31 protein-coding genes are annotated in these 25,862 nt (G+C 63.5%); 22 read left to right on the forward strand and 9 right to left on the reverse strand.

Features of this window, described 5'->3' with window-relative positions; all coding sequences use genetic code 11:
- Window positions 1-5: 5 nt before the first annotated feature.
- The 3 genes from AC0L2X_RS10095 to AC0L2X_RS10105 form a co-directional block, all read right to left on the reverse strand.
- Window positions 6-710 (reverse strand): glutathione S-transferase family protein, encoded by a 705-nt coding sequence (locus tag AC0L2X_RS10095; RefSeq protein ID WP_473556841.1) that lies wholly within the window; start codon window positions 708-710, stop codon window positions 6-8.
- 134 nt (window positions 711-844) lie between these two features.
- Window positions 845-2,053 (reverse strand): beta-ketoacyl-[acyl-carrier-protein] synthase family protein, encoded by a 1,209-nt coding sequence (locus tag AC0L2X_RS10100; RefSeq protein ID WP_352492188.1) that lies wholly within the window; start codon window positions 2,051-2,053, stop codon window positions 845-847.
- Window positions 2,054-2,057: 4 nt separating this feature from the next.
- A complete protein-coding gene (locus tag AC0L2X_RS10105; protein ID WP_023677013.1) occupies window positions 2,058-2,312 on the reverse strand; it encodes an acyl carrier protein in 255 nt (84 codons plus the stop codon).
- Window positions 2,313-2,535: 223 nt separating this feature from the next.
- Here AC0L2X_RS10105 and AC0L2X_RS10110 point away from each other — a divergent pair, with 223 nt between their 5' ends.
- From AC0L2X_RS10110 to AC0L2X_RS10125, 4 genes are read left to right on the forward strand one after another with little or no spacing between them, the layout of a single operon-like run.
- Window positions 2,536-3,357, forward strand: coding sequence for an urease accessory protein UreD (locus AC0L2X_RS10110; protein ID WP_473599718.1), 822 nt, complete (start codon window positions 2,536-2,538; stop codon window positions 3,355-3,357).
- A 28-nt stretch (window positions 3,358-3,385) separates the two neighbouring features.
- Window positions 3,386-3,688, forward strand: coding sequence for an urease subunit gamma (locus AC0L2X_RS10115; protein ID WP_473599719.1), 303 nt, complete (start codon window positions 3,386-3,388; stop codon window positions 3,686-3,688).
- Between the two features lie 18 nt (window positions 3,689-3,706).
- Window positions 3,707-3,961 (forward strand): DUF1272 domain-containing protein, encoded by a 255-nt coding sequence (locus tag AC0L2X_RS10120; RefSeq protein ID WP_473556849.1) that lies wholly within the window; start codon window positions 3,707-3,709, stop codon window positions 3,959-3,961.
- Between the two features lie 29 nt (window positions 3,962-3,990).
- Window positions 3,991-4,296 carry an urease subunit beta gene (locus AC0L2X_RS10125; RefSeq protein WP_352567600.1) on the forward strand — a complete coding sequence of 102 codons (306 nt, stop codon included), beginning with the start codon at window positions 3,991-3,993 and terminating at the stop codon, window positions 4,294-4,296.
- Window positions 4,297-4,322: 26 nt separating this feature from the next.
- Here AC0L2X_RS10125 and AC0L2X_RS10130 read toward each other — a convergent pair whose 3' ends face one another.
- Together AC0L2X_RS10130 and AC0L2X_RS10135 are read right to left on the reverse strand one after the other, a co-directional pair.
- Complete coding sequence (locus tag AC0L2X_RS10130; RefSeq protein ID WP_352567599.1) at window positions 4,323-4,817, reverse strand: hypothetical protein; 495 nt, start codon at window positions 4,815-4,817, stop codon at window positions 4,323-4,325.
- 126 nt (window positions 4,818-4,943) lie between these two features.
- Entirely contained in the window at window positions 4,944-5,327 is a 384-nt protein-coding gene (locus tag AC0L2X_RS10135) for a hypothetical protein (RefSeq protein ID WP_023677006.1), read from the reverse strand.
- A gap of 179 nt (window positions 5,328-5,506) precedes the next feature.
- On the opposite strand from AC0L2X_RS10135, the gene ureC reads away from it, so the two are divergent.
- The 7 genes from ureC to AC0L2X_RS10170 all read left to right on the forward strand — a co-directional run bounded on the left by ureC (window position 5,507) and on the right by AC0L2X_RS10170 (window position 11,109).
- Window positions 5,507-7,219 (forward strand): urease subunit alpha, encoded by a 1,713-nt coding sequence (gene ureC / locus AC0L2X_RS10140; RefSeq protein ID WP_473599720.1) that lies wholly within the window; start codon window positions 5,507-5,509, stop codon window positions 7,217-7,219.
- Between the two features lie 47 nt (window positions 7,220-7,266).
- Window positions 7,267-7,860, forward strand: a complete 594-nt coding sequence (locus AC0L2X_RS10145; RefSeq protein ID WP_473556854.1) for a hypothetical protein — start codon at window positions 7,267-7,269, stop codon at window positions 7,858-7,860.
- Window positions 7,861-7,918: 58 nt separating this feature from the next.
- Entirely contained in the window at window positions 7,919-8,503 is a 585-nt protein-coding gene (locus AC0L2X_RS10150; protein ID WP_473599721.1) for an urease accessory protein UreE, read from the forward strand.
- The gene (locus AC0L2X_RS10155) at window positions 8,496-9,185 is read left to right on the forward strand and encodes an urease accessory protein UreF (RefSeq protein WP_473599722.1); all 690 of its coding nucleotides are present in this window, start codon (window positions 8,496-8,498) and stop codon (window positions 9,183-9,185) included. Before AC0L2X_RS10150 ends, AC0L2X_RS10155 begins: the two co-directional genes overlap by 8 nt.
- Window positions 9,182-9,622 (forward strand): DUF3995 domain-containing protein, encoded by a 441-nt coding sequence (locus AC0L2X_RS10160; RefSeq protein ID WP_473599723.1) that lies wholly within the window; start codon window positions 9,182-9,184, stop codon window positions 9,620-9,622. The genes AC0L2X_RS10155 and AC0L2X_RS10160 overlap by 4 nt, the downstream gene beginning before the upstream one ends.
- Complete coding sequence (gene ureG, locus AC0L2X_RS10165) at window positions 9,619-10,260, forward strand: urease accessory protein UreG (RefSeq protein ID WP_473599724.1); 642 nt, start codon at window positions 9,619-9,621, stop codon at window positions 10,258-10,260. The genes AC0L2X_RS10160 and ureG overlap by 4 nt, the downstream gene beginning before the upstream one ends.
- A gap of 81 nt (window positions 10,261-10,341) precedes the next feature.
- Window positions 10,342-11,109 carry a class II aldolase and adducin N-terminal domain-containing protein gene (locus AC0L2X_RS10170; protein ID WP_473599725.1) on the forward strand — a complete coding sequence of 256 codons (768 nt, stop codon included), beginning with the start codon at window positions 10,342-10,344 and terminating at the stop codon, window positions 11,107-11,109.
- 15 nt (window positions 11,110-11,124) lie between these two features.
- Here the strand turns inward: AC0L2X_RS10170 and AC0L2X_RS10175 are convergent, their stop codons facing one another.
- On the reverse strand, window positions 11,125-11,757 hold the full coding sequence (locus tag AC0L2X_RS10175; protein WP_473599726.1) for an HAD family hydrolase: 633 nt from the start codon (window positions 11,755-11,757) through the stop codon (window positions 11,125-11,127).
- 361 nt (window positions 11,758-12,118) lie between these two features.
- On the opposite strand from AC0L2X_RS10175, the gene AC0L2X_RS10180 reads away from it, so the two are divergent.
- Window positions 12,119-13,078 carry a sugar-binding transcriptional regulator gene (locus tag AC0L2X_RS10180; RefSeq protein WP_473599727.1) on the forward strand — a complete coding sequence of 320 codons (960 nt, stop codon included), beginning with the start codon at window positions 12,119-12,121 and terminating at the stop codon, window positions 13,076-13,078.
- A gap of 75 nt (window positions 13,079-13,153) precedes the next feature.
- On the opposite strand, the gene AC0L2X_RS10185 is transcribed toward AC0L2X_RS10180, so the two are convergent.
- The gene (locus AC0L2X_RS10185) at window positions 13,154-13,339 is read right to left on the reverse strand and encodes a hypothetical protein (RefSeq protein WP_473599728.1); all 186 of its coding nucleotides are present in this window, start codon (window positions 13,337-13,339) and stop codon (window positions 13,154-13,156) included.
- A 110-nt stretch (window positions 13,340-13,449) separates the two neighbouring features.
- Between AC0L2X_RS10185 and gcvA the strand changes: the two genes are divergently transcribed.
- The 9 genes from gcvA to AC0L2X_RS10230 all read left to right on the forward strand — a co-directional run bounded on the left by gcvA (window position 13,450) and on the right by AC0L2X_RS10230 (window position 23,363).
- Complete coding sequence (gene gcvA / locus AC0L2X_RS10190; protein ID WP_292662413.1) at window positions 13,450-14,361, forward strand: transcriptional regulator GcvA; 912 nt, start codon at window positions 13,450-13,452, stop codon at window positions 14,359-14,361.
- Between the two features lie 213 nt (window positions 14,362-14,574).
- A complete protein-coding gene (locus AC0L2X_RS10195; RefSeq protein WP_352567508.1) occupies window positions 14,575-15,885 on the forward strand; it encodes an ABC transporter substrate-binding protein in 1,311 nt (436 codons plus the stop codon).
- A gap of 114 nt (window positions 15,886-15,999) precedes the next feature.
- Window positions 16,000-16,872: a carbohydrate ABC transporter permease gene (locus AC0L2X_RS10200; RefSeq protein WP_473599729.1), complete on the forward strand. Its 873-nt coding sequence runs from the start codon at window positions 16,000-16,002 to the stop codon at window positions 16,870-16,872.
- Between the two features lie 11 nt (window positions 16,873-16,883).
- Window positions 16,884-17,708 carry a carbohydrate ABC transporter permease gene (locus AC0L2X_RS10205; protein WP_023676992.1) on the forward strand — a complete coding sequence of 275 codons (825 nt, stop codon included), beginning with the start codon at window positions 16,884-16,886 and terminating at the stop codon, window positions 17,706-17,708.
- 51 nt (window positions 17,709-17,759) lie between these two features.
- Complete coding sequence (locus AC0L2X_RS10210; RefSeq protein WP_473599730.1) at window positions 17,760-18,764, forward strand: ABC transporter ATP-binding protein; 1,005 nt, start codon at window positions 17,760-17,762, stop codon at window positions 18,762-18,764.
- Window positions 18,761-19,531: an L-iditol 2-dehydrogenase gene (locus AC0L2X_RS10215; RefSeq protein WP_473599731.1), complete on the forward strand. Its 771-nt coding sequence runs from the start codon at window positions 18,761-18,763 to the stop codon at window positions 19,529-19,531. Before AC0L2X_RS10210 ends, AC0L2X_RS10215 begins: the two co-directional genes overlap by 4 nt.
- Window positions 19,532-19,602: 71 nt before the next feature.
- Window positions 19,603-21,081 (forward strand): mannitol dehydrogenase family protein, encoded by a 1,479-nt coding sequence (locus AC0L2X_RS10220; RefSeq protein ID WP_473599732.1) that lies wholly within the window; start codon window positions 19,603-19,605, stop codon window positions 21,079-21,081.
- Window positions 21,082-21,096: 15 nt separating this feature from the next.
- A complete protein-coding gene (locus AC0L2X_RS10225; RefSeq protein WP_473599733.1) occupies window positions 21,097-21,780 on the forward strand; it encodes an HAD family hydrolase in 684 nt (227 codons plus the stop codon).
- Entirely contained in the window at window positions 21,777-23,363 is a 1,587-nt protein-coding gene (locus AC0L2X_RS10230; RefSeq protein WP_473599734.1) for an FGGY-family carbohydrate kinase, read from the forward strand. Before AC0L2X_RS10225 ends, AC0L2X_RS10230 begins: the two co-directional genes overlap by 4 nt.
- A 21-nt stretch (window positions 23,364-23,384) precedes the next feature.
- Here the strand turns inward: AC0L2X_RS10230 and AC0L2X_RS10235 are convergent, their stop codons facing one another.
- A complete protein-coding gene (locus AC0L2X_RS10235) occupies window positions 23,385-23,966 on the reverse strand; it encodes a histidine phosphatase family protein (RefSeq protein WP_473599746.1) in 582 nt (193 codons plus the stop codon).
- Window positions 23,963-24,133, reverse strand: coding sequence for a hypothetical protein (locus AC0L2X_RS10240; protein ID WP_473599735.1), 171 nt, complete (start codon window positions 24,131-24,133; stop codon window positions 23,963-23,965). Before AC0L2X_RS10240 ends, AC0L2X_RS10235 begins: the two co-directional genes overlap by 4 nt.
- A 67-nt stretch (window positions 24,134-24,200) precedes the next feature.
- On the opposite strand from AC0L2X_RS10240, the gene AC0L2X_RS10245 reads away from it, so the two are divergent.
- Window positions 24,201-25,604, forward strand: coding sequence for an MATE family efflux transporter (locus AC0L2X_RS10245; protein WP_473599736.1), 1,404 nt, complete (start codon window positions 24,201-24,203; stop codon window positions 25,602-25,604).
- Window positions 25,605-25,862: the final 258 nt, after the last annotated feature.

The raw sequence follows: 25,862 nt of genomic DNA on the forward strand, positions 1-25,862 counted from the left end.
TTCGATCAGGCTCTGGCCGGAATGGTGAGGCCCCTCTGTACCGCCGGCCGGGCGAGGCCACGCTCCAGCCATGCGCCCACGCTGGGGAAGTCGTCGAAACCGACGAGTTCCCGTGCCTCGTAAAAGCCGATCAGGTTGCGCACCCATCCAAGCATCGAAATGTCGGCGATGGTGTAGTCGTCGCCCATGATCCAGCTGCGGCCCTTGAGCCTCGTTTCGAGGACGCCGATCAGCCGCCGCGACTCGTCGCGATAACGTTCCAGCGGGCGCTTGTCGGCGATTTCGCGCCCGGCGAATTTGTGGAAGAACCCGACCTGGCCGAAGATCGGCCCGATCGAAGCCATCTGGAAGAACACCCACTGGATCGTCTCGTAACGCAGCGTTGCGTCTGCCGGGACCAGCTTGCCGGTCTTGTCGCTGAGGTAGAGCAGGATGGCGCCGGATTCGAACAAGCCGATCGGCTTGCCGCCCGGGCCGTCCGGATCGATCATCGCCGGTATCTTGCCGTTCGGGTTCAAAGACAGGAATTCCGGGGTCCAGCTCTCGTTCTTGCCGATGTCGACGGCATGCGGCTCGTACGGCAGGCCAAGTTCCTCCAGCGCGATCGATATCTTCACCCCGTTCGGCGTCGGAAACGAATAGAGCTGGATGCGGTCGGGGTGGCTCGCCGGCCAGCGCGTGGCGATCGGAAACGCGGACAGATCGGTCATCGAAACTCCTGGTCGGGGACCGCGCCGAGCGGCACGGTCATGGCGGGTCGCAGAGAGTTAGGCGCGACGCCTGGCGCGATCAATATGCGCATGGAAAGTTTCGCCGGCCCCGTGAAGGACCGCAAGGGGTGCGGTTACACGGCCTTGACCGCCAGCACCGCATTGGTGCCGCCAAAGGCGAAGCTGTTGCTGATCGCGGTGCGCACCGCGCGTTCGCGCGCCACGTTCGGCGTGATGTCGAGATCGCAGTCGGCGTCGGCTTCCCGATAATTGGCGGTCGGCGGCACGATGCCTTCGCGGATTGCCATCACGCAGGCGATCATTTCCAGCGCGCCGGACGCGCCGAGACAGTGGGCATGCATCGATTTGGTCGAGGACACCGAAAGCTTGTAGGCATGGCCGCCGAAGACACGCTTGATCGCCGCCGTCTCGATCTGATCGTTGGCCTTGGTGCCGGTGCCATGCGCGTTGAGATAGTCGACGTCCTCCGGATTGAGCCCGGCATCGACGAGGCAGAAGCGCATCGCCGCCTCCGGCCCTTCGATGGTTGGGGCGACGATGTCGGAGGCGTCGGCGGAAAGGCCGACGCCGGCGATTTCGGCAAGGATGGCGGCGCCGCGCGCCATGGCATGCTCATATGTTTCCAGCACCACCATGCCGGCGCCTTCGCCGAGCACAAGCCCTTGGCGGTCAGCCGAAAACGGCCGGCAGGTGTCCGGCGACAGGACCCGCAGGGCCTCCCAGCCCTTGAGGATGCCCCAGACCAGCGGCGCATCGGTACCGCCGGCGACCATGACGTCGGCCCGGCCGAGCCTGATCTGATCGACCGCCGAGGCAATGGCGTGGTTGGATGACGAGCAGGCAGAGGTGATGCCGAACACCGGCCCGCGCAGACCAAGATTCATGCTGACGTGGCCGGCGGCTGCGCCCGGCATTACTTTCGGTACCGTGAAGATGCCGGCGCGGTTCTTGCCTTCGAGCAGGATGGCGCGATAGTTCTCTTCGATTGCCTCCCAGCCGCAGACGCCGACGCCGACGATGGTGCCCATCCGGTAGGTGTTGGCCGCGTGCGGGTTCAATCCCGCCTGCTGTGCCGCCTCCCGCGCGGCGATCGTCGCCAGAAGGCTGAAGCGGTCCATCGAAACGACCTGCTTGCGGTCGATGCCGTGCTCGGGAAGCGCCTTGATTTCGCAGCCGACCTTGACCTTCAGATCATGCAGCAGCGGATTGTCGATCGCGCCGATTGCCGAACGGCCGGCGCGCATCTCATTCCAGATTGCAGGTGCATTGGTGCCGAGCCCGCATAATCCGCCGATGCCCGTGATGACGATGCGCTTGTGCATTCAGTCAGGCTTTTTTCGCGATCAGCGCGCGAACCGCCTCGACCATGTCGCCGACATTCTTCAGATTGCTCCAGGCATCGACCGTGTTCATCTCGATTTCGATGCCATACTCTTCCTCGAGATCGAAGATGATCTCCGTCAGTTCCAGCGAATGGATGCCAAGGGCGGTCAGTTCGGTACTGGTGGTGATTTCCTCGCCGCCCGGCTCGGCGTGAGCCTTGATCTTGGCGATGATATCGTTTGCCAGCTGGTCAGCCATTCGGTTTCTTCCCCAACTCTGTCGTTTCCCGACGCCAACTGATCAGCGCCCCTTTTGTCCTCGATTACGTCGTCATCATCGCCCTTTACCCCCGCCAGGCGCCGGTGACCGTACCAAGGTGGCTCCCTCTATAGAAACCGAAACGCTGTCAAGCAACAAGCTATATATCGACAAAGCCGCCGCAGTGCTTAACGTTGGTGTCGTGGATACGATCGCATATAGCTTGACTTCAGTGCCGCCGGCGCAGCGCGTTGCCGGCGTTGCGCGGCTTGGCTGCGACTGGAACGGAGGCCGGACGCATCTTCGGCGCCTGTACCAGGACGGTTCGGCCAAGATCCGCATGCCGGCAGTCTCGGCCGATCCGCTCGAAGCTGTCCTGATCAACACCGCCGGTGGGCTGACCGGTGGCGACCGTCTCGCCTGGGAGGTCGATGTCGGTGCCGGCGCGTCCGCAACCATAACGACGCAGGCCTGCGAGAAAATCTACCGCGCCGCATCCGACCGTGCCGAAGTGCGGGTGCAGCTGACCGTCGGCGAAGGCGGCCACATTGCCTGGCTGCCGCAGGAAACCATCGTCTTCGACCGCTCGGCCTTTGCCCGCAGGCTTGACGTGGAGCTTGCCGCTGGAGCCGAAGCGCTGATCCTGGAGGCTACCGTCTTCGGCCGCCTGGCCATGGGTGAACTGGCTTCGCAAGGCCAATTCCACGACCGCTGGCGCGTCCGCCAGGACGGGAAGCTAGTCCATGCCGAGGAGTTCTGCATCGGGCCGGACATTGCGGCCACCTTGAACCGTCCGGCGGTTGGCGGCGGTGCCGTCGCCGTGGCGACGCTGCTGATGGTGTCGCCGCGGGCAGAGGCTTTGCTCGAGCCGGCCCGGGGCATGGTCGGCGGCCAGGGCGGCGTGAGTTTCTGGAATGTACGGAAATCTGGCAAGCTTCTTGCGAGGCTGTTCGCCGAGGACGGCTACCAGCTCCGCAAGCGGCTGGTGCCGCTTGTCGAATTGCTCAACGGACGGGCGGGCCTGCCCAAATTATGGTCACTTTGATTTTGATTGTACCACCGCAGGAAAACGCATGAATCTAACGCCGAGGGAGAAAGACAAGCTGCTGATCGCCATGGCGGCGATCGTGGCCCGCAAGCGGCTTGAACGCGGCATCAAGCTCAACCACCCGGAAGCGATCGCGCTGATCACCGATTTCGTCGTCGAGGGTGCCCGCGACGGCCGCCCGGTCGCCGAGCTGATGGAGGCCGGCGCCCATGTGGTCACCCGGGCCCAGGTGATGGAGGGCATTGCCGAAATGATCCACGATGTGCAGGTCGAGGCGACGTTTCCCGACGGCACCAAGCTGGTGACCGTGCACGAGCCGATCAGATAACACCGCCAAGGAGAGGAAATGCTTGAGCTGCGCCCCAACTGCGAATGCTGCGACAAAGATCTGCCGCCCGATGCGACGGATGCGGTGATCTGCACCTTCGAATGCACTTTCTGCGCCGACTGCGCACAAAACGTGCTCGGCGGCGCCTGTCCGAATTGCGGCGGCAACTTCTCGGCCCGCCCGATCCGTCCGGCAGCCCTGCTGATGAAATATCCGGCCTCCACCAGACGTGTGCTGAAGGCCGAAGGCTGCGACCCCCGCAAGGCCGCCTGATCCGGCGACCGTGAAACGGAAGGCAATCAATGATCCCCGGCGAAATCATCACGGCAAGCGGCGAGATCGAGCTGAACAAGGGTCTGGCGACGGTCACCTTGAAGGTAGCCAACAGCGGCGACCGGCCGATCCAGGTCGGCAGCCATTACCACTTCTTCGAGACCAATGAGGGACTGAGGTTCGATCGCGACAAGGCCCGCGGCATGCGGCTCGACATCGCTGCCGGCACCGCCATGCGCTTCGAGCCGGGGCAGGAGCGCGACGTTACCCTGGTGCCGCTCGGCGGTAAGCGCGAGGTCTACGGGTTTCAGCAGAAGATCATGGGCGCGCTGTGAGATCGAAGGCGTCGAGCAGTTTCGGCTCAGCCGGGCGGCTTGGCCGCCGCGTAAATGACGACCTTTCCCGGATCGTCGAATTCTACCGCCAGAACGTCCTCGGTCTGCACACGCCGCGAGTCGATGGCGTTGAACAGCAATGCGTTCGCCTCGATCTCCTTGCGCAGCTCGGCAATGTCGTCCCGATGTTGCCTGACCTTGTTCTCGATCGCCGGCGGCGGGCCGCCTTCGGTGCGCGCGGCGTCGGTAAGAAACACGATATCGACCTTGTCGAGCTTGGATGTCTTGCGCACGGCGGCGATGTTCTCACGCGTGCGGTCGATCGCCGAGCTGACCTTGCCGGCTTCCGCATTTGTCTGGGTCTCTTCCTGGCCGACCTCCGAGCCGACGATCCGGTTGACGGTCTCGGCGCTATCAAGGCTCTGCGCGTTCAGCGCCGCGTGCGGGACGCTGGCTGCCAGAAACGCGGTCGCGGCAATCCCATGCAGCCATCTGGTGTCGGACAAGGTGGTGATCGCCATCGCTCGTTCTCAGGGTCCTTTTCGAGTCTCGTGTCAGGGCGACAGGACCGAAACGTAACGTCCCCCGTGAAGGTTCCCTTTGCGATGCGGCGGGCTGACCAGGCGCCGGCCCGCCGCCTCGTCTCGTCAGCTCGCTTTCTTGGTGATCAGCGTCAGCGCGCCATTGGTGCTCATGCTGGCGGCGATCACCTGCGCCGAGGTGAGCCCCTTGGCTTCGAGCGCGGATTTGACCTGCGGTGTCGCGTCGATCGAGCCGCGCAGTTTCTGCAGATCGGCGTCGCTGCGCTTGGCGATCACCTCGTTGACCTTGGCTTGAGTGTCCGCCGGCAGATCCTTGATATCGACGACGTTGATCGCCTGGATGGTGGGCGCCTGAGGCTGCGCCCCGGGTGCGGCAGGAGCAGGCGCGGCCGGCGCCGGACTGGGCTGCTGCGCAGGCTGTTGCTGGGCGCTGGCGGCGGTTGCGAGCACCAGCGTGGCGGCGGCTGCCAGAAGAGTCGTTTTGCGCATGGATGTTCCTTTCCATCGATTGGCAAATGGTCGTTTTGGGGTGACCTGGCCACCTCAACCGCCAAATGGGATCGGAAAGTGTCGCTCAGCGGGTCATTGCGTGACCATAGGATGGCGGCAATGTGGGGCCCGGCTTCGACAAGCGGTATTTTCGGGCTGTATTTCGGGAGTAATTGCTGATGGCTAGAATCACCCGCGCCGCCTATGCCCAGATGTACGGCCCGACCGTCGGCGACAAGGTCCGGCTCGCCGACACCGAGCTGTTCATCGAGGTCGAAAAGGATCTCACCCTTTACGGCGAGGAAGTGAAATTCGGCGGCGGCAAGGTCATCCGCGACGGCATGGGCCAGAGCCAGGTTTCGCGCGCGCAAGGCGCGGTCGACACAGTCATCACCAATGCGCTGGTCGTCGATGCCACCGCCGGTATCGTCAAGGCGGATATCGGCCTCAGGGACGGCCGCATCGCCGCGATCGGCAAGGCCGGCAATCCGGATACTCAAGGCGGCGTCACCATCGTCATCGGCCCGGGCACCGAGATCATCGCCGGTGAGGGCAAGATCCTGACCGCCGGCGGCTTCGACGCGCATATCCACTTCATCTGCCCGCAGCAGATCGAGGAGGCGCTGATGTCGGGGATCACCACCATGCTCGGCGGCGGCACCGGCCCGGCGCACGGCACGCTGGCCACCACCTGCACCCCTGGGCCGTGGCATCTGGCGCGCATGATCCAGTCTTTCGATGCCTTTCCGATGAATATCGGCCTGTCGGGCAAGGGCAACGCGTCGCTGCCTGCCGCGCTCGAGGAGATGGTGCTCGCCGGCGCCTGCTCGCTGAAGCTGCACGAGGACTGGGGCACGACGCCGGCTGCTATCGACTGCTGCCTGTCGGTCGCCGACGATTACGACGTGCAGGTGATGATCCACACCGACACGCTGAACGAGTCCGGCTTCGTCGAAAACACGGTCGCGGCCATCAAGGGCCGCACCATCCATGCCTTCCACACCGAAGGCGCCGGCGGCGGCCACGCACCTGATATCATCAAGGTCTGCGGCCTGCCCAACGTCATTCCGTCCTCGACCAATCCGACCCGCCCCTACACGGTCAACACGCTGGCCGAACACCTCGACATGCTGATGGTCTGTCACCATCTGTCGCCGTCGATCCCCGAAGACATCGCCTTTGCCGAGAGCCGCATCCGCAAGGAAACCATCGCCGCGGAAGACATTCTGCACGACATCGGCGCCTTCTCAATCATCTCGTCGGACAGCCAGGCCATGGGCCGTGTCGGCGAAGTGGCGATCCGCTGCTGGCAGACCGCCGACAAGATGAAGCGCCAGCGCGGTTCGCTGCCGCAGGAGACCGGCAACAACGACAATTTCCGCGTCCGCCGCTACATCGCCAAATACACCATCAATCCGGCCATCGCGCATGGCCTGTCGAAGGACATCGGTTCGGTGGCGGTGGGAAAACGCGCCGACCTTGTGTTGTGGAATCCGGCGTTCTTCGGCGTCAAGCCGGACATGGTGCTGATCGGCGGCATGATCGCCGCCGCCCCGATGGGCGATCCCAACGCCTCGATCCCGACGCCGCAGCCGATGCATTACCGGCCGATGTTCGGCGCCTACGGCAAGGCGATGACCAATTCGTCGGTGACCTTCGTTTCGAAGGCCGCGCTCGATTCCGGCCTGCGCGGCAGGCTCGGCGTCGACAAGCAGATGGTCGCGGTCGAGAATACCCGCGGCGGCATCGGCAAGCATTCGATGGTGCTCAACGACGCCACTCCGCATGTCGAGGTCGACCCCGAGACCTATGAGGTCCGCGCCGACGGCGAGTTGCTCACCTGCGAGCCGGCCACCGTGCTGCCGATGGCGCAACGCTACTTCCTGTTCTGAACCATAGGCGTTAGAACGACCGATGTAGAACATGCCGCGCCAGGCTTATGGACCAGCAACTCCCCTACGCGCACGACATTTTCCCGCATATCCGCATCGTCCTGGGCATGGTGATCGGCCTTGGCGTCACCCGCCTTTTGTCGGGGCTTGCCCGCATCGTCCAGCATCCCGGCCAGTACCGGCTCTATCCCGTGCACCTCGCCTGGGTTGCGTCGGTGCTTTTGATGCTGGTGCATTTCTGGTGGTGGGAGTTCGGTCTGTTCCAGATCGAGAATTGGACCTTCGGCAAATACCTGTTCATCATCTTCTACGCCGTCACGCTGTTCCTGCTCTGCGCGCTGCTGTTTCCGGATTCGATGCTGGACTACACCAGCTATGAGGATTTCTTTTATTCGCGCCGGGCCTGGTTCTTCGGCCTGCTGGCGGCGACCTATCTGCTCGACGTGATCGACACGCTGCTGAAAGGGCCGGCGCATTTCGCCCATTTCGGCGTCGAATATCTGATCCGCACGCCGGTTTTCGTCGCGCTTTGCGTCATTGCGATCCTGCTGCGCGACCGCCGCTTTCACATCGCCTTTGTCGCGGGCGCGCTCGTCTATCAGATATCGTTTATCCTGCGGCTCTTCGACACGATTGTTTGAGCGCCATTGGGGCGGCTGATCGGATAGTCTAGGCTTTTTTGGGAGAGGCAGTTTTTACATGAAGCTCGATATCCGCACCGACTTCACCAAATTCCCGCGCGCCGTGGCCGTCCTGGCCGCAGGTGAAGCCGGAACCACCACGCCATACGACCGTGCGGTGCTTGCCCATGACGAGCGGCATCTGCGCCGTCGCGCCATCGAAACGGCCCGTAGCGACAAGGTGCTGGTCGACCTGCCCGAACCGGTGACGTTGAACCATGGCGACCGGCTGGTGCTGGAGGATGGCCGCCACATCGAGATCATCGCGGCCGAGGAGCCGCTCTACGACGTCCGGGCCAGCGACCCTGTCCATCTGGCCGAGCTTGCCTGGCACATCGGCAACCGTCATCTCGCCGCCGCCATCGAAGCTGGGCGCATCCTCATCCTGCGCGACCATGTCATCAAGGCGATGCTGGAGGGATTGGGCGCCATTGTGAGCGACGTCTCCGAGCCGTTCAAGCCGGTGCGCGGCGCCTATTCAGGGCATGGCGGCCACGGCCATGCTCATGCCGAGGCGCATGCGCACAGCCACGCCGAAGCGCATTCCCATAGCCATAGCGAATCGCATTCCCACAGCCATTCGCACGACCATGACCATGACTGACCAGCCTTCCAACGTGGCCCAGCCTTCCAACGTTGCATTGTTGCGGCTGATGGCGTGGCTGTCGCCTTCCTTCCCGGTCGGCGGCTTTTCCTACAGCCATGGCCTGGAACAAGCCGTGCATGCCGGGCTGGTTGCCGACAGCAAAGAGCTCGCCGCGTGGCTGGAAACGCTGGTCGAGATCGGTTCGGGCTGGAACGATGCGGTGCTGTTTGCCGAAAGCTGGCGCCGGGCACGCGAAGCCAGCGATCTCGATGAAATCGTCGCCCTTGCCGAAGCTCTGGCAGGCTCGCGCGAGCGTCATACCGAGACGATGCTGCAGGGCGCCGCCTTCCTGAAAGCGGCCTCCGCCTGGCCGTGCCACGTGCTGGATCGCCTGCCGGCCGAATGTGCCTATTGCGTCGCCGTCGGTGCCGTCGCCGGCGGCCACGGCATTGCGCTGCGGGACGCCCTGGCGGCCTTTCTGCAGGCCTTCTTCTCCAATCTCGTCCAGGCTGCGATCCGGCTTGGCATCGTCGGACAGAGTGCCGCGATGACGCTACTGGCCGCCTTCGAGCCGCTTGCCCTGGCTACCGCCGACCGCGCCGCCGGCTCGACAACAGACGACCTCGGCGGCTGCGCCTTCGTCTCGGATATCATGGCGATGAAGCACGAAATCCAGTACTCGCGGCTGTTCCGTTCATGATCGTCCTCGCTTTCGCGCTCTCGCTCGTCCTGCTGCTGATCACCGCACTGCATGTCTATTGGGGCATTGGCGGCATCTGGCCGGGCAGGGACGCGGCTTCCTGCGCCCGTGCGGTCATCGGCTTTCGCGGCGTCGACGAGATGCCGGCACCCTTCGCCAGCTTCGCCGTCGCCGCATGTCTCGGCCTGGCGACACTGTGGCCGATGGCGCTCGAGGGCATCTTTGCCACGCCATTTCCCAAGGCCGGGCTTGCCGCCACGTCACTGCTCATCGCACTGGTTTTCCTGGCGCGCGGCATTGCCGGCTTCACGCCCTGGTGGCGCCGGCTGACGCCCGAACAGCCTTTCTCGCGGCTCGATCTGCGTTACTATTCGCCGCTGTGCCTGCTGATCGGGCTTGGCTTTGCTGTTCTTGCCCTCTCGGAGTTCCCCGCATGATATCGCCCAACGGTCCTCTTCGCATCGGCATTGGCGGTCCGGTCGGCTCGGGCAAGACGACGCTCACCGAAAAGCTCTGCAAGGCGCTGCGTGACGAGTTCTCGATCGCCGTCGTCACCAACGACATCTACACCAAGGAAGACGCCATGATGCTGGTCCGGCTGCAGGCACTGCCCGAGGATCGCATCGTCGGCGTCGAGACCGGCGGCTGTCCGCACACCGCCATCCGCGAGGACGCCTCGATCAATCTGCAGGCGATTGCCGAGATGACCAGGAAATTTCCGGACCTCGATATCGTCTTCATCGAATCGGGCGGCGACAACCTCGCCGCCACCTTCTCGCCGGACCTTGCCGATCTGACGCTTTATGTCATCTCGGTCTGTCAGGGCGAGGAGATACCGCGCAAGGGTGGGCCGGCGATCACCCGGTCCGATTTCCTGGTCATCAACAAGAGCGACCTTGCGCCCTATGTGAACGTCAATCTCGACATCATGGAACGCGACGCTGCCCGCATGCGCGGCAAACGGCCGTTCGGCTTCACCGACCTGTCGCGCGGCAAGGGACTGCAGGAAGTGATCGATTTCATCGTCGAACATGGCGGGCTCAGGGTCGGCACGGCCACCAGCACGGCGGCATAACGGCGCTCGCCTGCACCAAACGAAACCGGTTGCGCGTCTTCCGGCCGCGCGGCATCCTTGCTTCTTTCACGGAGGTTTACGATGAGCATCACGCGCCTGCAGAAGGAAGTGCTGACCAACCTGCCGTTCTATGAGGAGCGCGTTGATATGGCTTGCGCCTTCCGCTGGACAGCGCGGCTCAACATGCACGAAGCGGTGGCCAATCATTTCTCGCTGGCGGTCAACGACGATGGCTCGCAATTCCTGATGAACCCCAACCAGGTGCATTTCTCGCGCATCAAGGCAAGCGATCTGCTTCTGATCGACGCCAACGATCCCGACACGCTGACGGGCCCGAATGCGCCCGACCCGACGGCATGGGGCCTGCACGGCGCCATCCATCGCAACGTGCGTCATGCGCGCTGCGTCATGCATGTCCACTCGATCCACGCCACCGTGCTTGCCTCGCTCGCCGACTCGACGCTGCCGCCGATCGACCAGAACTCGGCGATCTTCTTCAACCGCCATGTCGTCGACGCTCACTATGGCGGGCTGGCCTTCGAGGAAGAGGGCGAGCGCTGCTCGCAGCTTCTTGTCGACCCGAAGGTCAAGGTGATGATGATGGGCAACCATGGCGTGCTGGTCATCGGCGACAGCGTCGCCGATACCTTCAACCGCATGTTCTATTTCGAGCGCGCCGCCGAAACCTATATCAAGGCGCTGTGGACCGGCCGGCCGCTGCGGGTACTGTCGAATGAGATCGCCGAAAAGGCGGCAAGGGAACAGGAAGACTATCCCGGCCAGGCCGAACGCCACCTCTCCGAACTGAAGGCTATCCTCGACGAGCAGGAGCCTGCCTACCGGAACTGAGCGCCCGTTAAAGCTTTAAAGTCCCAGTTCGGCCCGCAATTCGTCGGCGCTGTTGATGACAATCGCGCCCGGCGGCCCCTCCATCGGCACCTCTGGCCAGAAGATCGTTTTCATTCCAGCCGCCAGCCCCGCCGTGGCGCCGGTCACGCTGTCGTCGACCGCCACGGCCCCGGCGGGATCGACGTCGGCCAACCAGGCGGCGCGCAGGAAAGGTTCGGCATGCGGCTTGCCTTCGCGCACGTCGTTGCGGCTGACCGTCTTCATACCGGGATAGACGAGGCCGGCGGCGCGCAGATTGGCATCGACGATCAGCCTGTCCGAGTTGGACACCACCGCTTGCGGCACGCCAAGCGCGCGCAGCTCATTGAAAATCTCGATCGCGCCGGTGCGTGGCATCAGCGTTTCGGCCATCGGCAGATAGTGATCGTATTTGCGCACGATCCAGTCGTCGAAAGGCAGGTCGAGGCCGAACTCGTCGCGCAGCATTTCGTAGACCGGCCATGCGGCGATGCCGAGCACCCGCTCGTGCAAGTTGGCCGGCGGTGCGATGCCGACGCTGTGCAGCGCCGCAATCAGCGCTGCCTCGTGCAGCGGCTCGCTGTCGACCAGCGTGCCGTCCATGTCCCAGAAAACCGCTTTCGGCGTCATGCAAGGCTCCATTCTCAAAAAATCCCTTAAAGCGTTTAGCGCGGGAGATAAACCGCCGCGTCCCCGCTAATGCGTGTCGCGCAAAAGTGTGCAGCGGTTTTGCGATGACGACATGCATAAAAAAGAACCTAAAACGCGCCGCATGAGGCCGATCGAACGCGACGCGCTTTAGAACCAAGATTGGTGCGACCTCGACAGCCTTGCTGTTGCAACGAGACTGGGTCGACCCGTCCCTTCGCTCCAAACACCAGGTTTCAGCCCTAAGCAATTGCTCTTACAATAGGCAATTGCGCGCAAGTTCATTCCCTGCGAAACTATGGTGCTCCGCCTCTTGTGCTCGGCGGGGTTGGGAGGCACGAACTTGAATTCGCGGCAGGATAGCGGCGGCAACAGGCTGGACGACGCGGCGCGCGCCGGCTGGCTCTATTATGTCGCAGGCAACACCCAGGACCAGATCGCCGCTACGCTTGGCATCTCCCGGCAGACGGCGCAGCGGCTGGTGTCGCTCGCGGTCTCCGAAGGGCTGATCAAGGTGCGCGTCGACCATCCGATCGCCAATTGCCTCGACCTTGCGGCACGGCTGAAATCGCGCTTTGCGCTTGATCTGGTCGAGGTGGTGCCGAGCGACCCGTCTTCTTCCTCCACCATCATCGGCGTCGCCGAGGCGGCGGCGGCCGAGATCGAACGACGGCTGCGGTCGCCGACCCCGATCGTCATGGCGATCGGCACCGGCCGCACGCTGAAGGCGGCGATCGAGCAGCTGCCGCCGATGGAATGCCCGCAGCACAAGGTGGTATCGCTGACCGGCAACATCTCGCCGGACGGTTCGGCCGCCTTCTACAACGTCATCTTCACCATGGCCGACAGGGTCAAGGCGCGCTCGTTTCCGATGCCTTTGCCGGTCATCGCCTCCTCGCCGGAGGAGCGCGAGATGCTGCTCAGCCAGCCGATGATCCAGCCGACGCTGGCGCTTGCGGCCGAGGCCGACGTCACCTTTGTCGGCATAGGCGATCTCGGCCCGAAGGCGCCGCTCTACGAGGACGGCTTCATTTCGGAGGGTGAATTGAAGGCGCTGCAGAAGGCCGGCGGTATCGCCGAGATCGTCGGCTGGGTATTCGATCGCGACGGCCGCATGATCGAGGGCATCACCAACGACCGGGTGTCGTCGGCGCCGCTGCCGTCGCGCGAAAAGTCGCTGGTGATCGCGCTTGCCATGGGCGACCGCAAGCTGCCGGGCATCTTCGCCGCCGTCAACCGGCGGCTGGTCAACGGCCTCATCACCGATGAGCGGACCGCCGCCGCCTTGCTGGCGGGTGCATGATCTCCGAGCCGCTGGCGGTCGGAAACGATCATGTGAAATCGAAACGCAGCTGAATCCCCGATAAAAAGAGCGACACTACTGGTGCCGGCCGCAAGGATCGTTGCCGTCGAGGAAGCCCATGTCGCGCTGCAGATGCGGCGGCAGTTCCCGGACGTCGAGATAGGCGCGTTTGCGCGCTGTGTGCCCTGCCAATCCCCGCGCCAGCCGTGAAAACCAGCCATGGGCTGGAGCAAGAAGCAGCTTTTCCTGTATCGTGGTCATGATCGTCAGCCTTCACTATCTCTAGGCGTAATTGATCTTCAATACGGAATATCGGTAGGACCGGCCGGTGCCGCCAATCAAACGTCGATCACTGCCCATAAGGAGGGCTTATGCCGGAGCTCAATTCACGACAGCTGGTTTCGCAGCTTCCTCCGCTTCAGGCGATCCGGGTATTCGAGGCGGTGGCGCGGCATCTCTCCTTCACCAAGGCCGCCCAGGAGCTTGGCATGACGCAGGCGGCGGCAAGCTATCAGATCAAGCTTCTGGAGGAGCGCATCGGCGCGCCCTTGTTCCTGCGCCAACCAAAACAGATCGTTCTGACCGAACCCGGCCAGCGCCTGGCACCTGCGGTCAGCGAGGCGTTCGCGCTGTTGAGCGGCGCCTATGCCGCCGCGCGCACCGGCGCAGACGGCGTGCTTTGCGTTTCGACGCTGCTGACCTTTGCCTCCAATTGGCTGGCGCAGCATCTCGGTTCGTTCCAGGTCGCGCATCCGTCGCTGGCGGTGCGCGTCGATACTTCGAACAGGGTTGTCGACTTTGCCAGAGAGGACATCGACATCGCCATCCGCTCCGGCGGCGGCAACTGGCCGGGCGTCGAGACCCATATGCTTTTCAGGGCCGATTTCACGCCCGTTCTTAGTCCAAAGCTCGCGGCAAGCATCGGCGGCGTAAAGGAGCCGGCCGACCTGCTGCGGCTGCCGATCCTAGACCCCGGCGACATCTGGTGGCGGGACTGGTTCGCCGCCGCCGGCCTGCCGGTCGAGGAGCTGGCCAAGCGCCCCGGCACCAGCATGGGCGCACAGGCCTATGAGGCCAATGCCGCGATTGCCGGCCACGGCGTGGCGATCGTTACCAAGGCGCTGTTCAAGACCGAACTTGCCGACGGCCGCCTGATCCAGCCCTTTGATCTGGTTGGTGACGACGGCCATGCCTATTGGCTGGTCTATCCGACGGCGCGGCGCAACGTGCCGAAGATCCGCGCCTTCCGCGATTGGATCCTGAGCGAGATCGCTTGCCAATAGGCTGAATCCCAGCAAGCCCGATAGCAAAGCTCCGGGCCCAATCAGCCCGGTCGAATCCTTCATCAGACATGCCGCAAACGTCCCAGGCTTGCCGCTGCACGAGACCGGCGTGCTGCGCTGCAGCAACGAATCCGTCTTGACATAATTCAGCGCAAGTGAGTAATTGCTCACAGCCAAGGCAAATGCTCATCTTGGTTTATGGGAGGAATTTTGATGAAACTTCGCACGTTCACCCTAGGCCTGTTCTCGGCCAGCGCGCTTGCGTTCGCCGCGCATGCCGAATCCATCACCATCGCCACGGTCAACAATGGCGACATGGTCCGCATGCAGAAGCTGACCGACGACTTCACCTCGAAGAATCCCGACATCCAGCTGCAGTGGGTCACGCTCGAGGAAAACGTCCTGCGCGAGCGCGTCACCACCGACATCGCCACCAAGGGTGGGCAGTACGACGTGATGACCATCGGCACCTACGAAGTGCCGATCTGGGCCAAGCAGAACTGGCTTTTGCCGCTCGACAAGCTCGGCGACGATTACGACGTCAAGGACATCATTCCGGCCATAGCCGGCGGCCTGTCGGTCGACGGCAAGCTCTACGCAGCGCCGTTCTACGGCGAAAGCTCCTTCGTCATGTACCGCAAGGATCTGATGGACAAGGCCGGACTCAAGATGCCCGACGCACCGACCTGGGACTTCATCAAGCAGGCCGCCGACAAGATGACCGACCGCGCCAACGGCGTGAACGGTGTCTGCCTGCGCGGCAAGGCCGGCTGGGGCGAGAACATGGCCTTCCTGACCGCCATGTCGAACTCCTTCGGCGCGCGCTGGTTCGACGAGAATTGGAAGCCGCAATTCGATCAGCCCGAATGGAAGAACACGCTGCAATTCTATGTCGACCTGATGAAGGCCGACGGCCCCGAGGGTGCGTCGTCCAACGGCTTCAACGAAAACCTGGCGTTATTCCAGCAGGGCAAATGCGGCATGTGGATCGACGCCACCGTCGCTGCCTCCTTCGTTTCCGACCCGAAGAACTCCACCGTCGCCGACAAGGTCGGCTATGCGCTGGCACCGGACAATGGCCTCGGCAAGCGCGGCAATTGGCTGTGGGCCTGGTCGCTGGCCATCCCCGCTGGCACCCAGAAGGCCGACGCCGCACAAAAGTTCGTGTCCTGGGCAACCAGCAAGCACTATGCCGAGCTCGTCGCCTCGAAGGAAGGTTGGGCCAACGTACCGCCGGGAACGCGCTCCTCGCTCTATGCCAATCCCGAGTACCAGAAGGCAGCGCCTTTCGCCAAGATGACGCTGGACTCGATCAACTCTGCCGATCCGACGCACCCGACCGTCAAGCCGGTGCCTTATGTCGGCGTCCAGTTCGTCGCCATTCCTGAGTTCCAGGGTCTCGGCACCACTGTCGGCCAGCTCTTCTCAGCGGCACTTGCCGGCCAGTCGAGCGTCGACGATGCCTTGAAGCAGGCGCAGGACGCCGCCACCGCGACGATGACCGAGGGCGGTTACATCAAGTAGGCTCCTCCCGGTGCCGGTTGCCAATGGCGACCGGCAACGGCCGCCCGAATCCCAGTTCGGGCGGCCAGCTTTCACACCGCTGAAAAACTTGGCTGACCTCGAAGGGTGACCGTCATGGCTACTCAGCAGACCCGTTCGCTTGCCCGCTTCATGATGGCGCCATCCGTGGTGCTGTTGCTGGTTTGGATGATTGTGCCGCTGGCATTCACGCTGTGGTTCTCCTTCCAGCAATACAACCCGCTCAATCCGATGCGCGACGGCTTCGTCGGGTTTTCGAACTACGCGCTGTTCTATTCCAACCCGGCATTCCTGCAGTCGATCCTCAACACGCTCACCATCGTCGTCAGCGTGCTTTTGATCACGGTGATCGGCGGTATTCTGCTCGCCCTTCTGCTCGATCAGCCGATGTGGGGACAGGGCATCGTCCGCATCCTTGTCATCTCGCCGTTCTTCGTCATGCCGCCGGTGGCGGCACTCGTCTGGAAGAACATGATCATGCATCCGCAATACGGCGTCTTTGCCGACATTGCGCGCTTCTTCGGCGGGCAGCCGATCGACTGGTTCGGACAGCATCCACTCACGGCGGTCATCATCATCGTTGCCTGGCAATGGCTGCCGTTTGCGACGCTGATCCTTTTGACGTCGCTTCAGTCGCTCGACGGCGAGCAGAAGGAAGCCGCCGAAATGGACGGCGCCGGCTTTGTCAGCCGCTTCATCTATTTGACGCTGCCGCATATGTCGCGCGCCATAACCGTCGTCATCCTGATCCAGACGATCTTCCTGCTGTCGGTTTATGCCGAGATCCTCGTCACCACCAATGGCGGCCCAGGTTACGCCTCCACCAACCTGCCCTTCCTCGTTTACCAGAAGGCATTGCTGGAGTTCAAAATCGGCCAGGCGTCCGCCGGCGGCATCATTGCTGTCATTCTCGCCAACATCGTCGCCTTCTTCGCCATGCGCGCCGTCGGCAAGAACCTGGACAAATAAGGGAGGATAAGATGGCACGTGCAGTCACCACCCAGCACAAGACGATTGCGACCGCGGCCGCCTGGATCGTCGCGTTGCTGATCTTCTTCCCGATCCTCTACACGATCATCACCTCGTTCAAGTCGGAGCAGGAGGCTATCCAGGGCTTCAACCTGTTCCCGTCGGGAACCACGGAGAGCTATTCCGAGGTCCAGGCGCAGAACGGCTATTTCAAATTCTTCCTGAACTCGGTGTTCCTGTCGGTCGGCTCGACCATCCTGGCTCTGCTCGTCGCCATACCGGCGGCATGGTCGATGGCGTTTTCGCCAGGCAAACGCACCAAGGACATCCTGATGTGGATGCTTTCCACCAAGATGATGCCGGCCGTCGCTGTGCTGTTCCCGATCTATCTGATCTTCCGCGACACCGGACTGCTCGACAGCCGCATCGGCCTGATGGTCATGCTGATGCTGATCAACCTGCCGATCGTGGTCTGGATGCTCTACACCTATTTCCGCGAGATCCCGGGCGAGATCCTGGAAGCGGCGCGCATGGACGGCGCGTCGCTCTGGAACGAGATCATCTACGTGCTGACGCCGATGGCGGTGCCCGGCATCGCCTCGACCATGCTGCTCAATATCATTCTCGCATGGAACGAGGCATTCTGGACGATCCGGCTGACCACCACCGAGGCCGCGCCGCTCACCGCTTTCATCAGCTCCTTCTCCAGCCCGCAAGGGTTGTTCTGGGCCAAGCTTTCGGCCGCCTCGACGCTCGCGATCGCGCCGATCCTGATCATGGGCTGGTTCAGCCAGAAGCAGCTGGTACGCGGCCTAACGTTCGGGGCGGTGAAGTAACGGAAACTGCCTGACAGAAAACGACGAAATAGCCCTTCGGGGGAGGAAAACATGGGAAACATCACGCTCAAGAACGTCTCCAAATCCTTCGGGGCGACGTCCATCATTCCCGGCCTCGACCTGGTCATCGAGAACGGCGAGTTCGTCGTCTTCGTCGGCCCGTCAGGCTGCGGCAAGTCAACGCTGCTGCGTCTGATCGCCGGCCTGGAGGACACCAGCGGCGGCACCATCAATATCGATGGCCGCGACGTCACCGGTGAGGCGCCGGCCAAGCGCAAGCTGGCCATGGTGTTCCAGTCCTACGCGCTCTACCCGCACATGACGGTGGCCAAGAACATCGCTTTCCCGCTGAAGATGGCGGGCGAGGACAAAGCCACCATCGACAAGAAGGTGAAGGACGCCGCGCGGATCCTGAACCTCACGAACTATCTCGATCGCCGTCCCGGCCAGCTCTCAGGCGGCCAGCGGCAGCGCGTCGCCATCGGCCGCGCCATTGTGCGCCAGCCATCGGCCTTCCTGTTCGACGAGCCTTTGTCCAATCTCGATGCGGCGCTGCGCGGCACCATGCGGCTGGAGATCAGCGAGCTGCACCACCAACTCAAGACAACCATGGTCTACGTCACCCACGACCAGATCGAGGCGATGACCATGGCCGACAAGATCGTGGTGCTCAATGCCGGCAATATCGAGCAGGTCGGCTCGCCGATGGAGCTCTACAAGACGCCCAAGAACCTGTTCGTCGCCGGTTTTATCGGTTCGCCGAAGATGAACCTGATTGAAGGCGCGCCGGCCGCCAAATATGGCGCCAGGACAGTCGGCATCCGTCCGGAACATATGAACATTTCGAAGACGTCAGGCGACTGGAAGGCGACGGTCGGCGTTGCCGAGCATCTCGGCTCCGACACGTTCCTGCACGTCCAGGCGGATGGTGTCGGGCAGCTGACGGTACGCGCCGACGGCGAATTGCCCGTCCATCACGGCGACACGATCTACCTGACGCCGGACAAGGCCAAGCTGCATCGTTTCGGCGCCGACGGGAAGGCGATGCTGCAATGAGGCTCCGGGGTAAATCGGCGCTGATCACCGGATCGGCGCGCGGCATCGGCAGGGCATTTGCCGAAGCCTATATGCGCGAAGGGGCGACGGTTGCGATTGGCGACATCAATCTCGAGGCCGCCGAGAAGACGGCTTCGGAAATCGGCGGCAACGCCTACGCGGTGAAGCTGGACGCCACCGATCTCGCGTCTATCGATGCAGCCGTCAAGGCGGTCGAAGCCAGGGCCGGCGGCCTCGATATCTTGATCAACAACGCTGCCCTGTTCGACCTGGCGCCGATCGTCGAGATCACCAAGACAAGCTACGACAAATTGTTTTCCGTCAACGTCGCCGGCACGCTGTTTACGCTGCAGGCCGCCGCCCGTTCGATGATTGCCCGCGGCAAGGGCGGCAAGATCATCAACATGGCAAGCCAGGCCGGGCGCCGCGGCGAGGCGCTGGTCGCCGTCTACTGCGCCACCAAGGCGGCGGTCATCTCGCTCACCCAGTCGGCAGGGCTCGACCTGATCAAGCACCGCATCAACGTCAATGCCATCGCCCCGGGTGTCGTCGACGGCGAGCATTGGGACCATGTCGATGCCTTGTTCGCCAAGTTCGAGAACCGGCCGAAGGGCGAAAAAAAGAGACTGGTCGGCGAAGCCGTGCCTTATGGCCGCATGGGCACGGCGCAAGACCTCACCGGCATGGCGGTGTTCCTGGCCAGCGACGAGGCCGAATACATCGTTGCCCAGACCTATAATGTCGATGGCGGCCAGTGGATGAGTTGAGGGGGCGAAGGCGCTCTTCTCCCCGTCTCCTCCACGGGGGGAAGAGCCGTCCCGCTAAAGGGTAAAAGCAGATGTCCGTGAAACTCTCTTCTTCCAACCTCACCAAGCTGCCGCCCAAGGTCGCCGGCCCGAAATACGATCGGGCCGCACTCAAGGCCGGCATCGTGCATTTCGGCGTCGGCAATTTCCATCGCTCGCACCAGGCCGTCTATCTCGATGACCTGTTCAATTCGGGTGTCGGCCACGACTGGGCAATCGTCGGCGCCGGCGTGTTCGAGGGCGAGAAGGTCGGCCGCGGCAAGCTGCAGGAGCAGGACTGGCTGACCACCGTGGTCGAGCAGGACAGCGGCCATATGAGTGCGCGCGTCACCGGCGTCATGATCGATTTCCTAATGCCTGGCGACGCGATCGCAATCGTCGAGCAGCTCGCCGATCCGGCGATCAAGATCGTTTCCCTGACCATCACCGAGGGCGGCTATTTCATCGATCCGGCTTCCGGCGTCTTCAATCCGACGCATCCCGACATCGTTGCCGACGCTGAGCCGGGGGCGACACCGAAGACCGTCTTCGGCCTCATCCTCGCCGGGCTGCTGCGCCGCCGCGCCGACGGCATCGTGCCTTTTACAATCATGTCCTGCGACAACATCCCCCATAACGGCCACGTCACCTCGGATGGCGTCATCGGCCTTGCGCGGCTGATCGACGAGGATCTGGCAAACTGGGTGAGCGAAAAAGTTGCCTTTCCCAATGGCATGGTCGACCGCATCACGCCGGCCACCACCGACCGCGAGCGCGGCATTCTCTCCGGCGAATTCGGCCTCGACGACAATTGGCCGGTGTTTTGCGAACCGTTCAAGCAATGGGTGCTGGAGGACCGTTTCACCGACGGCCGCCCGCCGCTGGAAAAGGTCGGCGTGCAGTTCGTCAGCGATGTCGCGCCCTATGAGCTGATGAAGATCCGCATCCTCAATGGCGGCCACGCGACCATCGCCTATCCGGCCGGGCTGATGGACATCCATTTCGTACATGAGGCAATGCAGGAGCCGCTGGTACGCGGCTTCCTCGACAAGCTCGAGCATGACGAAATCATCCCGACCGTGCCGCCGGTGCCGGACACCGTGCTGGAGGACTATTACCAGCTTATCGAGCACCGATTCTCCAACCCGAAGATCGGCGACACCATACGCCGGCTTTGCCTCGACGGCTCCAACCGCCAGCCGAAATTCATCATTCCGACCATCGCCGACCGGCTGAAGGCCGGCAAAAGCGTCACCGGCCTGGCGCTGGAATCTGCGCTCTGGTGTCGCTACTGCTTCGGCACGACGGATTCCGGTGCCGTCACCGAGCCCAACGACCCGAACTGGGGCCGGTTGCACGCGACGGCCAAGGCGGCCAGGGACATGCCTGCCGCCTGGCTTGCCATGGAAGACATCTATGGCGATGTCGGCCGCTCGCGGCCGTTCGCCGAAGCGTTCGGCCATGCGCTCAAATCGCTGTGGGCGGACGGCGCGCGCGCGACACTGACGCGCTATCTCGCCGGCGACCTCTGAAGCCGATCCAGCGCGATGACGCCTGAACTGGTCATTTTCGACTGTGACGGCGTGCTGGTGGACAGTGAGATGCTGTCCGTTTCGGCATTGCTGGAGATGATCGCGCTTGCCGGCGGCAACGTCAGCGAGGACATTGCCTACGAGCACTTCCTCGGCAAGAGCATGAAGAGCGTCCGCGAAATCCTCGCAAGCGACTTCGGGCTCGATCTCACCGACCAGCATCTGACCGAGATGCGCGCCGAACTGATGCGCAAGTTCCGCGAGCAGCTGAAACCGATGCCAGGCATCGCACAGGTCCTGCCGAAGCTCGGCGTGCCGTGCTGCGTCGCCTCCTCCGGCACGCTGGAGCGGATCCGCTATGCGCTCCAGGTCACAGGATTGCTTGGCCTGCTGGAGCCGCATCTGTTCAGCGCCGCCATGGTGGCGCGGGGCAAACCGGCGCCCGATCTCTTTCTCCATGCAGCCGATAAAATGAGAGCGGCCCCGCGAAACTGCCTCGTCGTCGAGGACAGCCCGGCCGGCATCGAAGCGGCGCGGGCGGCCGGCATGCGCGTCCTTGCCTTCACCGGCGGCTCGCACACCGGCAACCCGGCATTGAAAGCGCGGCTTGCGTCAAGTGAGCCGGACTTTATATTCGCTGACATGCTGCAATTGCCCGATCTGATTGCAGGCCTGGGAGCGAGAGCAAGAACACCTTGACCAACAGTTTCGTTTGCGCGGTCGATGTCGGCACCGGAAGCGCCCGTGCCGGCATTCTCGACACCGGTGGCGCCTTGCTCGGCCGCGCCGAGCACCCGATCGCCATGCAACAGCCGAAGGCCGACCATGCCGAGCACGATTCGCAGGATATATGGTCGGCGGTGTGCATGGCCGTGCGCACTGCCCGCGAAAAGGCGGGCGTGAAGGCCGAGGATATCGTCGGCATCTCTTTTGACGCCACCTGCTCGCTTGTGGTGCGGGACCGGCACGGCGGCCAGCTCAGCGTGTCCGTCACTGGCGAAAGGCGCTGGGACACCATCGTCTGGCTCGACCATCGCGCCATTGCCGAGGCCGACGAATGCACCAGAAGCGGCCATGCCGTGCTCGACTATATCGGCGGCGTCATGTCGCCGGAAATGGAGACGCCGAAGCTGATGTGGCTGAAGCGCAACCTGCCTGGAACATGGAACGAAGCCGGCTACCTATTCGACCTCACCGACTTCCTGAGCTGGAAGGCAACCGGCTCGCTCGCCCGTTCGCAATGCACGCTGACCGCCAAATGGACCTATCTGGCCCATGAAGAGACCGGCTGGCGGCGCGACTTCTTCGAAGCCGTGGGGCTCGGCGACCTTTTCGAGCACGGCAATTTGCCGGGAAAGGCAAGCCCGGTCGGCGCCGATATCGGGCCGCTCGGCGCACAAGCCGCGGCGGAGCTTGGCCTCACCGAAAAATGCCGGGTCGGCGCCGGCGTCATCGATGCCTATGCCGGCGCGCTTGGCGTGCTCGGCGGCTTCGCCGGTGACGCGAAGGACATCGGCCGCCATCTGGCCCTGATCGCCGGCACGTCGAGTTGCGTCATGGCGATGTCGCCCGACCCGCAGCCTTTCGCCGGTGTCTGGGGGCCGTATTATGGCGCCGCCCTTCCCGGTCTGTGGCTGTCGGAAGGCGGCCAGTCGGCCACCGGCGCGCTGCTCGATCACATCATCCGCTGGAACGGCGCCGGCGGCGAACCGGATGCCGCCATGCATGCCAGGATCGCCCGCCGCGTCGCCGAGCTGCGCGCCGCGGAAGGAGACAACCTCGCCGCCAGGCTGCACGTGCTGCCCGATTTTCACGGCAACCGTTCGCCGCTCGCCGACCCGCATGCCGTCGGCGTCATCAGCGGGCTGACGCTGGATTCCTCCTTCGACAGCCTGTGCAAGCTCTACTGGCGCACCGCCGTCAGCATCGCGCTTGGCGTCCGCCATGTGCTGGAAGCGCTGAACGAAAACGGCTATCTGATCGACACGCTGCACGTCACCGGCGGCCACACCAAGAACCCGCTATTGATGGAACTCTATGCCGACGCCACCGGCTGCACAGTGGTCGAGCCGCTGGCGGATGAAGCGGTGCTGCTCGGCACCGGCATGATTGCGGCCACCGCGGCCCGACTTTTTCCCGATTTGAACGCCGCCTGCGTCGCCATGCAGCAAGGCGGCAGGACGCGCGAGCCCAATCCGGCTGCCGCCGGCCGGTTCGACCGCGACTATCGCGTGTTTCTCGAAATGCATCGGCAAAGGCACGCGCTGGACGCGATCCGATAGGGCCGAACGGCCTCGAGACAGCTATCTCTGGTTCCAGCGCCGGACTACCGGTTCGTCAAAATCGTGCTCGTAGCCGAGCACGCTCACGCTGGCGGTATCCAGCACGAAAAGCGCGCCACCTTGCGGCGGCAGGCCGAGCCAGCGTGCGGCCAGCACCCGCAGGAAATGCGAGCTTGAGAAGATCAGGACATTGCTGCCGGCCTCGTGCAACTGGCTGACGATCCGGTCCGCCCTCGAGGCGACATCCGCGGCCGACTCGCCCCTCGGGCAGCCGTCGCGAAAAAGCCGCCAGCCGGGACGCTCGGCGAGGATTTGCTTGGTGGTCAATCCCTCATAGGCACCATAATCCCACTCCGCCAGATCGTCCTTCTTCACGCCTGACGCGCCGAAGCCGGCCAGCGCACAGGTGTTGAAGGCGCGCTGCGACGGGCTCGACCACACCGCCGAGAAGGACAGGCCCTTTAGCCGCTCAGGGATCCGCCTCGCAGCGTCCTCGCCGGCCGGCGTCAGCGGTATGTCGGTCCGGCCGGTATGTTTTCCGGACGCGCTCCATTCCGTCTCGCCATGCCGAACCAGATAGATTTCGGGAAACGCGCTCATCAGGGTGCCTTTTCAAATGAATCCACCGTGACCATAGCGGCTTCCATGGCCTCTCCAACAGCCCGCATTGAGTTGACTGGCTTAACCCTTCCGCAAGTCAGCCTCTTGCCACCGGTGCCCATTTGATAGACAAACCCGTCGTAATGCGGAATCCGGCCGATCTTGGCCATTTTCCGCGCTGAGACGCGGCTTCCGGCTCTTGCCGACGTGCCGCAATCGGATAGGCGGAAAACTAGAATGTCTGCGATCGAAGCCGACGCTCGCGCGCCGGAAAACCTTTGGCGTCGGGAAATCAGGGCGATGCTGGCGCTCGCCTGGCCGATGGTGCTGACCAATCTCGGCCAGACCGCGATGACCGCTACCGACGTCATGATGATGGGGCGGCTGGGGCCGGACACGCTGGCCAGCGGTGCGCTTGGTGCCAACCTCTACTTCATGCCGCTGATCTTCGGGCTCGGCCTGATGCTGGCAACCTCGCCGATGATGGCGACCGAGCTCGGCCGTCGCCGCCACTCGGCGCGCGATCTGCGCCGCACCGTGCGCCAGGGTCTGTGGCTGGCGATCCTCATTTGTATTCCGATATGGGTCCTTCTCTGGCACGGCGAGAGCGTGTTGCTGGCCATGGGTCAGGAACCGGCGCTGGCGCACCAGGCCGGCGTCTATCTGCGCTGGCTCGAATGGGCGGTGCTGCCCTTTTTCGGCTACATCGTCCTGCGCTCGTTTATTTCGGCCCTGGAGCGGCCGCGCTGGGCACTGATCATCGTTTTCGTTGCCGTCGCCTGCAACGCCTTTTTCAACTGGCTGTTCATGTTCGGCAATCTCGGCATCCAATCGATGGGCATCGCCGGCTCCGGCCTTGCCACCACGCTGTCCAGCACACTTATGTTCGCCGGCATGGCGGCGGTGGTGATGCTTGAGAAGAAATTTCGGCGCTATCGTCTGTTCGGACGCTTCTGGCGGGCCGACTGGCCGCGCTTCAAGGGCCTGCTGCGGCTCGGCCTGCCGATCGCGGGCCTGCTGGCCTTCGAGGTGACGATCTTCAACGCGGCGGCCTTTCTCATGGGCCTGATCGATGCGGCTTCGCTTGCCGCCCATGCGATCGCCATCCAGATCGCCTCGATCACCTTCATGGTGCCGCTCGGCCTCAATCAGGCGGTGACGGTGCGCGTCGGACTTGCCCACGGCGCCGGCAATCCGGAAGGTGTCAGCCGGGCTGGCTGGACCGCCTATGTCGTCGGTGTCTCCTTCATGGCGCTGATGGGGCTGGTGATGATCCTGTGGCCGCATCTCCTGATCGGCGCCTTCATCGACCTGGGCAATCCGGCTAATGCCGAGGTGGTGGCGCTTGCCGTGTCGTTCCTCGCTTTTGCCGCGCTGTTCCAGGTTTTTGACGGCGCGCAGGCGGTCGCCAGCGGCATGCTGCGCGGCCTGCACGACACCAAGGTGCCGATGATCTATGCCGCGATCGGCTATTGGGGCATCGGGTTGCCGCTCGGCGTGCTGCTGGCCTTCCGGTTCGGCTTCAATGGCGTCGGTATCTGGATCGGCCTGTCGTCGGGACTGGCGGTGGTGGCGGCGCTCTTGCTGGGGCGCTGGTTGCGGCGTGACCGTATAGCGCCGCCTCTGGTATTCGGGCACTGAGGCAAGCGGCTGTCGACTCCTCCGGTGGCCCTCGTGTCCTGACATTGTGGCTGATTAACCGACGCCTCCGGATCGGCTCTCACGAAACGTCCGATAAGCGCCATGAGCGGACATTTGCACCGAGGCAACCAACGTCTCAATAGGGCCGGGGAACGAACCCGCTGCGCGGGATTGGCGCGTGGGGTGAGGTAAAGATCACGAACCGGACGTCGCGCTCGCATTGAGGGCGGTTCGGCAGCGGCAGAGCATCACGGGCTT

The organism is Mesorhizobium sp. WSM4828 (genome assembly GCF_055811175.1).

What these genes read in the sequence shown, in the direction of transcription:
- AC0L2X_RS10095 (WP_473556841.1), bottom strand. Translation starts at nt 710, where the DNA reads ATGACCGATCTGTCCGCGTTTCCGATCGCCACGCGCTGGCCGGCGAGC.
- AC0L2X_RS10100 (WP_352492188.1), bottom strand. Translation starts at nt 2,053, where the DNA reads ATGCACAAGCGCATCGTCATCACGGGCATCGGCGGATTATGCGGGCTC.
- AC0L2X_RS10105 (WP_023677013.1), bottom strand. Translation starts at nt 2,312, where the DNA reads ATGGCTGACCAGCTGGCAAACGATATCATCGCCAAGATCAAGGCTCAC.
- AC0L2X_RS10115 (WP_473599719.1), top strand. Translation starts at nt 3,386, where the DNA reads ATGAATCTAACGCCGAGGGAGAAAGACAAGCTGCTGATCGCCATGGCG.
- AC0L2X_RS10120 (WP_473556849.1), top strand. Translation starts at nt 3,707, where the DNA reads ATGCTTGAGCTGCGCCCCAACTGCGAATGCTGCGACAAAGATCTGCCG.
- AC0L2X_RS10125 (WP_352567600.1), top strand. Translation starts at nt 3,991, where the DNA reads ATGATCCCCGGCGAAATCATCACGGCAAGCGGCGAGATCGAGCTGAAC.
- AC0L2X_RS10130 (WP_352567599.1), bottom strand. Translation starts at nt 4,817, where the DNA reads ATGGCGATCACCACCTTGTCCGACACCAGATGGCTGCATGGGATTGCC.
- AC0L2X_RS10135 (WP_023677006.1), bottom strand. Translation starts at nt 5,327, where the DNA reads ATGCGCAAAACGACTCTTCTGGCAGCCGCCGCCACGCTGGTGCTCGCA.
- ureC (WP_473599720.1), top strand. Translation starts at nt 5,507, where the DNA reads ATGGCTAGAATCACCCGCGCCGCCTATGCCCAGATGTACGGCCCGACC.
- AC0L2X_RS10145 (WP_473556854.1), top strand. Translation starts at nt 7,267, where the DNA reads ATGGACCAGCAACTCCCCTACGCGCACGACATTTTCCCGCATATCCGC.
- AC0L2X_RS10150 (WP_473599721.1), top strand. Translation starts at nt 7,919, where the DNA reads ATGAAGCTCGATATCCGCACCGACTTCACCAAATTCCCGCGCGCCGTG.
- AC0L2X_RS10155 (WP_473599722.1), top strand. Translation starts at nt 8,496, where the DNA reads ATGACTGACCAGCCTTCCAACGTGGCCCAGCCTTCCAACGTTGCATTG.
- AC0L2X_RS10160 (WP_473599723.1), top strand. Translation starts at nt 9,182, where the DNA reads ATGATCGTCCTCGCTTTCGCGCTCTCGCTCGTCCTGCTGCTGATCACC.
- ureG (WP_473599724.1), top strand. Translation starts at nt 9,619, where the DNA reads ATGATATCGCCCAACGGTCCTCTTCGCATCGGCATTGGCGGTCCGGTC.
- AC0L2X_RS10170 (WP_473599725.1), top strand. Translation starts at nt 10,342, where the DNA reads ATGAGCATCACGCGCCTGCAGAAGGAAGTGCTGACCAACCTGCCGTTC.
- AC0L2X_RS10175 (WP_473599726.1), bottom strand. Translation starts at nt 11,757, where the DNA reads ATGACGCCGAAAGCGGTTTTCTGGGACATGGACGGCACGCTGGTCGAC.
- AC0L2X_RS10185 (WP_473599728.1), bottom strand. Translation starts at nt 13,339, where the DNA reads ATGACCACGATACAGGAAAAGCTGCTTCTTGCTCCAGCCCATGGCTGG.
- gcvA (WP_292662413.1), top strand. Translation starts at nt 13,450, where the DNA reads ATGCCGGAGCTCAATTCACGACAGCTGGTTTCGCAGCTTCCTCCGCTT.
- AC0L2X_RS10195 (WP_352567508.1), top strand. Translation starts at nt 14,575, where the DNA reads ATGAAACTTCGCACGTTCACCCTAGGCCTGTTCTCGGCCAGCGCGCTT.
- AC0L2X_RS10200 (WP_473599729.1), top strand. Translation starts at nt 16,000, where the DNA reads ATGGCTACTCAGCAGACCCGTTCGCTTGCCCGCTTCATGATGGCGCCA.
- AC0L2X_RS10205 (WP_023676992.1), top strand. Translation starts at nt 16,884, where the DNA reads ATGGCACGTGCAGTCACCACCCAGCACAAGACGATTGCGACCGCGGCC.
- AC0L2X_RS10210 (WP_473599730.1), top strand. Translation starts at nt 17,760, where the DNA reads ATGGGAAACATCACGCTCAAGAACGTCTCCAAATCCTTCGGGGCGACG.
- AC0L2X_RS10215 (WP_473599731.1), top strand. Translation starts at nt 18,761, where the DNA reads ATGAGGCTCCGGGGTAAATCGGCGCTGATCACCGGATCGGCGCGCGGC.
- AC0L2X_RS10220 (WP_473599732.1), top strand. Translation starts at nt 19,603, where the DNA reads ATGTCCGTGAAACTCTCTTCTTCCAACCTCACCAAGCTGCCGCCCAAG.
- AC0L2X_RS10225 (WP_473599733.1), top strand. Translation starts at nt 21,097, where the DNA reads ATGACGCCTGAACTGGTCATTTTCGACTGTGACGGCGTGCTGGTGGAC.
- AC0L2X_RS10240 (WP_473599735.1), bottom strand. Translation starts at nt 24,133, where the DNA reads ATGGCCAAGATCGGCCGGATTCCGCATTACGACGGGTTTGTCTATCAA.
- AC0L2X_RS10245 (WP_473599736.1), top strand. Translation starts at nt 24,201, where the DNA reads ATGTCTGCGATCGAAGCCGACGCTCGCGCGCCGGAAAACCTTTGGCGT.